This window comes from Nonomuraea wenchangensis (assembly GCF_900111685.1).
GTDB lineage: Bacteria > Actinomycetota > Actinomycetes > Streptosporangiales > Streptosporangiaceae > Nonomuraea > Nonomuraea wenchangensis.
This window is the reverse complement of sequence record NZ_FOHX01000015.1, coordinates 243,519-249,595: the sequence shown is the minus strand read 5'-3', so window position 1 is coordinate 249,595 and position 6,077 is coordinate 243,519. Positions and strand designations below refer to the sequence as shown.

Annotated in this window: 10 protein-coding genes; 3 read left to right on the top strand and 7 right to left on the bottom strand. The window is 72.0% G+C overall.

What is annotated here, in order from left to right:
- From BMW85_RS35775 to BMW85_RS35765, 3 genes are all read left to right on the top strand, one after another.
- A partial coding sequence (locus BMW85_RS35775) for an ATP-binding protein (RefSeq protein WP_143082518.1) occupies positions 1-1,188 on the top strand: 1,188 nt, incomplete at its 5' end.
- 231 nt (positions 1,189-1,419) lie between these two features.
- Complete coding sequence (locus BMW85_RS49950) at positions 1,420-2,664, top strand: hypothetical protein (RefSeq protein ID WP_177241051.1); 1,245 nt, start codon at positions 1,420-1,422, stop codon at positions 2,662-2,664.
- Positions 2,665-2,756: 92 nt separating this feature from the next.
- Positions 2,757-3,287, top strand: a complete 531-nt coding sequence (locus BMW85_RS35765; protein ID WP_091090555.1) for a GNAT family N-acetyltransferase — start codon at positions 2,757-2,759, stop codon at positions 3,285-3,287.
- On the opposite strand, the gene BMW85_RS35760 is transcribed toward BMW85_RS35765, so the two are convergent.
- The 7 genes from BMW85_RS35760 to BMW85_RS35730 are packed head-to-tail and all read right to left on the bottom strand — an operon-like array spanning position 3,268 to position 6,074.
- Positions 3,268-3,897, bottom strand: coding sequence for a TetR/AcrR family transcriptional regulator (locus BMW85_RS35760; RefSeq protein ID WP_091090553.1), 630 nt, complete (start codon positions 3,895-3,897; stop codon positions 3,268-3,270). The two genes, BMW85_RS35765 and BMW85_RS35760, sit on opposite strands and share 20 nt — an antisense overlap.
- 27 nt (positions 3,898-3,924) lie before the next feature.
- On the bottom strand, positions 3,925-4,215 hold the full coding sequence (locus BMW85_RS35755; RefSeq protein WP_091090551.1) for a gas vesicle protein K: 291 nt from the start codon (positions 4,213-4,215) through the stop codon (positions 3,925-3,927).
- Positions 4,212-4,430, bottom strand: coding sequence for a gas vesicle protein (locus BMW85_RS35750; RefSeq protein ID WP_245775254.1), 219 nt, complete (start codon positions 4,428-4,430; stop codon positions 4,212-4,214). The genes BMW85_RS35755 and BMW85_RS35750 overlap by 4 nt, the downstream gene beginning before the upstream one ends.
- A complete protein-coding gene (locus tag BMW85_RS35745) occupies positions 4,427-5,203 on the bottom strand; it encodes a GvpL/GvpF family gas vesicle protein (RefSeq protein ID WP_091090548.1) in 777 nt (258 codons plus the stop codon). Before BMW85_RS35745 ends, BMW85_RS35750 begins: the two co-directional genes overlap by 4 nt.
- Positions 5,196-5,534 carry a gas vesicle protein GvpJ gene (gvpJ, locus tag BMW85_RS35740; RefSeq protein WP_091090546.1) on the bottom strand — a complete coding sequence of 113 codons (339 nt, stop codon included), beginning with the start codon at positions 5,532-5,534 and terminating at the stop codon, positions 5,196-5,198. Before gvpJ ends, BMW85_RS35745 begins: the two co-directional genes overlap by 8 nt.
- Positions 5,535-5,547: 13 nt before the next feature.
- On the bottom strand, positions 5,548-5,847 hold the full coding sequence (locus BMW85_RS35735; RefSeq protein WP_091090543.1) for a gas vesicle protein GvpO: 300 nt from the start codon (positions 5,845-5,847) through the stop codon (positions 5,548-5,550).
- 2 nt (positions 5,848-5,849) lie between these two features.
- On the bottom strand, positions 5,850-6,074 hold the full coding sequence (locus tag BMW85_RS35730) for a gas vesicle protein GvpG (RefSeq protein WP_091090542.1): 225 nt from the start codon (positions 6,072-6,074) through the stop codon (positions 5,850-5,852).
- Positions 6,075-6,077 lie beyond the last annotated feature (3 nt).

Below are 6,077 nucleotides of genomic sequence, written 5' to 3'. Positions count from 1 at the left end.
GTGGCCGCGTTCGGGCGCGGCGAGTGCTTCGTCGAGCGCTACCTCGACCGGCCCCGCCACGTCGAGACGCAGTGCCTGGCCGACGCCCACGGCAACGTCGTCGTGGTCTCCACCCGCGACTGCTCGCTGCAGCGCCGCCACCAGAAGCTGGTGGAGGAGGCCCCGGCCCCGTTCCTCACCCCCGAGCAGGAAAGGCTGCTGCGCGAGTCGTCCAAGGCCATCCTGCGCGAGGCCGGCTACGTCGGCGCCGGCACCTGCGAGTTCCTGGTCGGCCAGGACGGCACCGTCTCCTTCCTGGAGGTCAACACCCGCCTCCAGGTCGAGCACCCGGTCACCGAGGAGGTCGCCGGCGTCGACCTGGTCCGCGAGATGTTCCGCATCGCCGCCGGCGAGCCGCTCGGCTACGACGACCCGCCGCTGCGCGGCCACTCCATCGAGTTCCGGATCAACGCCGAGGACCCCGGCCGGGGCTTCCTGCCCGCGCCGGGCACGCTCACCTCGATGCGCGCGCCGGCCGGTCCCGGCGTGCGCCTGGACGCCGGCTACGAGGCGGGGATGACGGTGCCGGGGGCGTTCGACTCGCTCGTGGCCAAGCTCGTCGTCACCGGGCGCGACCGGCGCGAGGCGCTCGACCGGGCCCGGCGGGCGCTCGCGGAGTTCGAGATCGACGGGATGCCGACCGTGCTGCCCTTCCACCGGGCCGTCGTGACGGATCCGGCGTTCACCGGGGAGCCGTTCTCCGTCCACACCCGGTGGATCGAGACCGAGTGGGACAACACGGTCGAGCCGTACCAGGGGACGGTGGCCACGGCCGAGGAGGCGGCGTTCGAGCGGGTGACCGTGGAGGTCGGCGGCAAGCGGCTGGAGGTCCTCCTGCCGGCCGGGCTCGGCGCCGCTTCCGCTACGCCCTCGGCGAACAAGGCGCCCCAGAAGCGCGGGCGCGCCGGGGCCCGCAAGCCCGCCGCCGGCGGTGACACCCTGGTCAGCCCGATGCAAGGCACGATCGTCAAGGTGGTGGCCGCCGACGGCGACACCGTGGCCGAGGGCGACACGATCGTGGTGCTTGAGGCCATGAAGATGGAGCAGCCGCTCACCGCGCACAAGTCCGGCACGGTCACCGGCCTGGCGGCGGCCATCGGGCAGACGGTCACCTCCGGCGCCGTGATCTGCGAGATCAAGGACGCCTGACGGCCGGGTCGCTCGGAGGCCCGAGCGCCGCGGACAGATCCGGTAGCGTGAACGGTGAGGAACTTTGCCGACCGCCCGTTCGTCCTCATGGGCGAAGGAGGCTTGCTGCCAATGACCCATTCGCTGCGCCGAGCAGGGGCCGCGATCGCGGCTCTGATCGCCGGTCTATTCGTCGTTCTTGCGCTGTCCCCTGCCGCCAACGCGGCGGCTCCCCCTGATGCTCAGACGGTTGTGTCCCACTGGAAGAAGGCGCCGCTCTACACGGAGTCCGGCTCCCCTTTGACGTCCGACCAGCAGAGCGAGATCAATGACGCGCTGAAGGGGGCCGACAGCAAGATCTATGCCGTGGCGTTGCCCGACGGCACGATCGACCAGAGCAACGTCGCTTCCTACACCAGCCAGCTCACCTCGGCGCTGAAGAGCGCGGGGCGGCCCAGCGCCACCGTCGTGGTGCTCGACGGCATGACGATGTTCGTGGCGTCCACCGCCATGCCCCAAAACCTCGCGGCCCAGTTGTCCAACCGCGCCACCAGCGCCAACTCCGACGTCGTCGACGGGTTCAAGGACTTCGCCCACCGCGTCGACCTCGCCCTGTCCGGCGACCGCTCCGCGCTCAACTCGGGCAGCCAGGCCAACCCCGGCGCCGGCGGCACCGCCGCGCTGGTCGGTCTCGGCACGCTGGCCCTGGTCGGCGGCGGCGGCTACTTCCTCTACTCCAGGAACAAGAAGAAGAAGCAGGCCATCCAGGACGCCAAGGACCTCGCCGCGGTCAAGCAGACCGTCGACGAGGACGTCACCAAGCTCGGCGAGGAGATCACCACCCTCGACACCGACGTCAAGCTCGCCGGCGAGGGCGGTCAGCACATCCAGGAGTGGGAGACCGCGCTCGACTCCTACGAGAAGGCCAAGACCCAGCTCGCCACGGTGGAGCGGGCCGACCAGGTGCGCGAGGTCACCCAGACCCTTGAGGACGGCCGCTACGCGCTGGCCGTGGTCAAGGCCAAGGTCAACAACGAGCCGGTGCCCGAGCGGCGCGCCCCCTGCTTCTTCAACCCGCAGCACGGCCCGTCCGTTCGCGACGTGCGCTGGGCCCCGCCCGGCGGCGCCGTCCGCGACGTGCCCGCCTGCCGGGCCGACGCCGAGGCCGTGGAGCGCGGCTTCGACCCGCAGATGCGTGAGGTCATGGTCGACGGCCAGCGCCGCCCCTACTACGACGCGGGCCCGGCCTACCAGCCCTACGCCTCCGGCTACTACGGCGGCTTCGGCGACGTGATGACCGGCATGTTCATCGGCACCATGATGGGCAGCATGCTCGGCGGCTTCGGCCACGGCGGCTACGGCGCCGGCTACGCGGAGGGCTACGCCGACGGCGGCGGTGGCGACCTCGGCGGCGGTGGCGGCGACTTCGGCGGCTGGGGCGACTTCGGTGGCGGAGGCGACTTCGGCGGCGGCGACTTCGGCGGCGGCGACTGGTAACCACCCGTCCGGACACCCGGCGACGCCCCTCGCGGACCATCCGCGAGGGGCGTCCGCCTTTTCCGGGCGGGCAGACGCGGACGATCGGGCGAGTGAGCTATCTCGCGTACGCCGACCGGGTCGGCCTCCGTCACCTCGTCATGGAGGACGCGGCCGAGATCGTGGCGCTGAACAGGGAGAGTCTCGACCTGCACGGCCCGTGGCTGCCCGGCCGGCCGGTCATCACGCACGAGGAGTTCGAGTCCTACCTCGGCCGGTTCGAGGGCGGCGCGCACGAGGGTTTCGTGATCTGCCGGCTCGACACCGGCGGGATCGCCGGCCGGATCAACGTCAACAACATCATCCGCGGCACCCACCAGGCCGGCACCGTCGGCTACGCCGCCTACGCCTCGACGACCGGCCGCGGCTACATGACCGAGGGACTGCGGCTGCTGGTCGCGTACGCCTTCGAGGAGCTGGGGCTGCACCGGCTGGAGGCCAACATCCAGCCGGACAACACCGCCTCGCTCAACGTGGCCAAGCGGGCCGGTTTCCAGCGCGAGGGCTTCTCGCCGAACTTCCAGCTCATCAACGGCGCCTGGCGCGACCACGAGCGCTGGGCCGTCACGGTGGAGATGGTGTGAGACCGGCAGGCGCCCGGGTCGCCAGGTCGAAGGCGGTGGCCAGCTCCCGCGCGTAGACCTCCAGGTCCAGCTCGGGCCGGGTCTGGAGCAGGAACGGCAGACCGTCGATGCTCCGCTGGATCGCCGCGGCCATGACGAAGGTGTCGAACGGGCGGAACTCACCGCGTTCCTGCCCGTCCCGCAGGATGGCCTCCAGGTGCCGGAGCGTGTCGCCGTCCTGCTCGGGGCCGTAGAAGGCGCGCTCCCCCCGGGGATGCAGGAAGATCTCCATGACCGCCTTCATCCGCGCCCGGTGCCCGGCGACGAACCCGACCAGCCCGGTGATGTACGCCCGCAGCCGCCCCCGTGCGTCGGGGGCCGCGCCCACCTGCTCGGTCATGTGCCGGCTCAGCTCCCCCAGCACCTCAGCCAGCACGGCCGCCATCAGCTCGTCCTTGCCGGCGAAGTGGTACGAGATCAGCCGCGTGCTGCTCAGCCCCGCCCGCGCGGCGATCCTGGCGAAGCTGGCCTGGTTGTAGCCGAGCTCGGCGATCGTGTCGATGGTGGCGGCCACGATCTGCGCGCGCCGCGCCGCCCCCGTGAAGGTGTGTCCGCCGGAGGTTACTCGCATGAGTAATTCGTACCACTCGTGCGGAGGTCACTCGGTCGGCAGGAGGGTGCCGAGCGGGCCGAGGTCGAGGTTGAGGTCGGCCGGGGTCAGCTCGAAGCGCTCGCACAGGTCCCCCATGGCCTCCTCCAGGCGCATCAGCGTCACCCCCAGGGCCTCCACCTGCTCGTCGGTCAGGTTGCCCGCGTCCATCCTGCGTACGCACTGGCGCTCGACGAGCTGGCGCACCAGCTCGACGATGGTGAGGACCAGGCGGGACAGGTCACGCTGGACCGTGTCCGGGTCGGCGGCGATGCGCCAGCGGGCGCCCTCCTCGCTCACGCGTCCTCCAGGGTGTCGGCGGAGGCGAGGACCGTCCGCAGCGAGATGCACACCAGGTCGATGTCCGCGATGGACAGGATGATGTCGCCGCTCAGGACGACCCCGCCGGCGAGCAGCCGGTCCAGCAGGTCCACGAGCGAGACCCGCTCGGCCGGCAGCCGGTCGCTCAGGATGATCTCGTCGGCGGACACCCCCCGCGCCGGCCAGTCCGTCACCGGGTCTCCATCACCGTGAACGAGTACGGCGCCCACGGCCCCGTCACCGTCACCTCGATCCCTCCGCCGCCCAGCTCCTCCGCCAGGCCGGCGAACTCCGCCACCCGGCCCTCGTCCACCAGATAGGCCCCGTTGAGCAGCATCCAGTCCGCCCGCCCCGACAGGCGCGGATCCTGCGGGCGGTGCCGGCGGCTGGCGACGGCGACCGTGGCGAGCGCGGCGTGGATGTGCTCGGCCCGCGCCAGCGCCTGCCGCCTGTTCTGCTCGCGCCCGCGCAGGTTCGCCCGCCGCCGCTGGAGGTAGGCGGTGCCCGGCTTGCCCGGCTTGCCCGCCTGCTCGCAGCCGTCCCGGCCGGACCGCTCGTCCGGCCGCTCCTCCGACGCGGGGTCGACGAACGCCTTGACCCCCCATTCCCTGCGCCCGGTGACCTGCGCCAGCACCTCGGCGAAGTCACCGGCCCGGCGCTCCAGCAGGTCGCTCACCTGCTCGTCGCCGTCGTAGACGGTGACCAGCCGCACGGGCGCGGTTGCGGTGGCCGCGGCGACGGCGTCCACCACGCGGTGGTGGGCGCGGGCGGTGCCGGCCAGCCAGTCCATGTCCTCCAGCGAGCGGCGCAGCGGCTCCTCGCCGAAGCGTTCCATGGGCACGCTGCTCACGTACGCGACCAGCCCGCCGCGCACGATCGTGCGCACGTCGGCGTCCGCCACACCCGGCGGGCAGGCGGCCACCTCGTCGCGGGCGACCGCGTACAGGTAGGTCCCCGTGTCACTCATCGATCGCCGTCCGGTCCTCGATGGCCGCGAGGCGGCGGCGCAGCCGGCGGTTCTCGTCGACCAGCTCCCGGTCCCTGCCGGTCAGGAAGGGATCGTGCTTCCACCAGTCGATGCCGAGCTCCCTCGCGGTGTCCACGGAGGCGATGACCAGCCGCAGCTTGATCGTCAGCAGCTCGATGTCGAGCAGGTTGACCCGGATGTCGCCGGCGATGACGATGCCCCGGTCGAGCACCCGCTCCAGGATGTCGCCCAGGTTGGCCGCCTCGTGGCCGGACGAGGCCGGCCCGTACGAGGGGCGGGCGACCGGCCCGCGGTTCGCTACCGTGTCCACGTCACGCCCGCGCTCATGCGTTCTCCCCGTTGTCGCTGCTGCCTCGCCGGTAGCGGCGCAGCCTCTTGTATGCCAGCAAGTTCCCCTCCTCGTCGATCTCGACCTGGTAGAGCGCGAGGATGTCGCCGGTGGAGGGGATCCGGCGGTCCTCGACGACCTCCACGCTGACGATCCAGCCGTCCTGGGCCGGGGTGACCGCGGTCACCCCCTCGGTCTCCTTGGTCGTGAGGTCGGCGATGAGGCGCAGCGCCGCCTCGCCGGCCGTGGCCGCGCTCAGCGTGCCCGCGGCCCGCTGCTCATCGATGTCGGGCATGGTCACCTTCCAGTGGCTCTGCGGAGCACGAGGGTCACGGCCTCGTCGTGCTCCTCCTCCGAGATCTGCCCGGCCTCCAGGGCCGCGTCGATCTCCTCCAACTGCCGCCGGATCGCGACGGGGCTCCTCATCTGCTGCTCCGCCTGGTCCTGGATGACCTCGCCGAGCTTGATCACGAACCGCACCGGCGCGATCGGCAGGAGGAGCAGCTCGACGAACAGATTCACGTC

Excerpts from the sequence above, each read along its gene's own strand:
- BMW85_RS35760 (WP_091090553.1), bottom strand. The coding sequence starts at position 3,897 with ATGCGAGTAACCTCCGGCGGACACACCTTCACGGGGGCGGCGCGGCGC.
- BMW85_RS35745 (WP_091090548.1), bottom strand. The coding sequence starts at position 5,203 with ATGAGTGACACGGGGACCTACCTGTACGCGGTCGCCCGCGACGAGGTG.
- BMW85_RS35735 (WP_091090543.1), bottom strand. The coding sequence starts at position 5,847 with ATGCCCGACATCGATGAGCAGCGGGCCGCGGGCACGCTGAGCGCGGCC.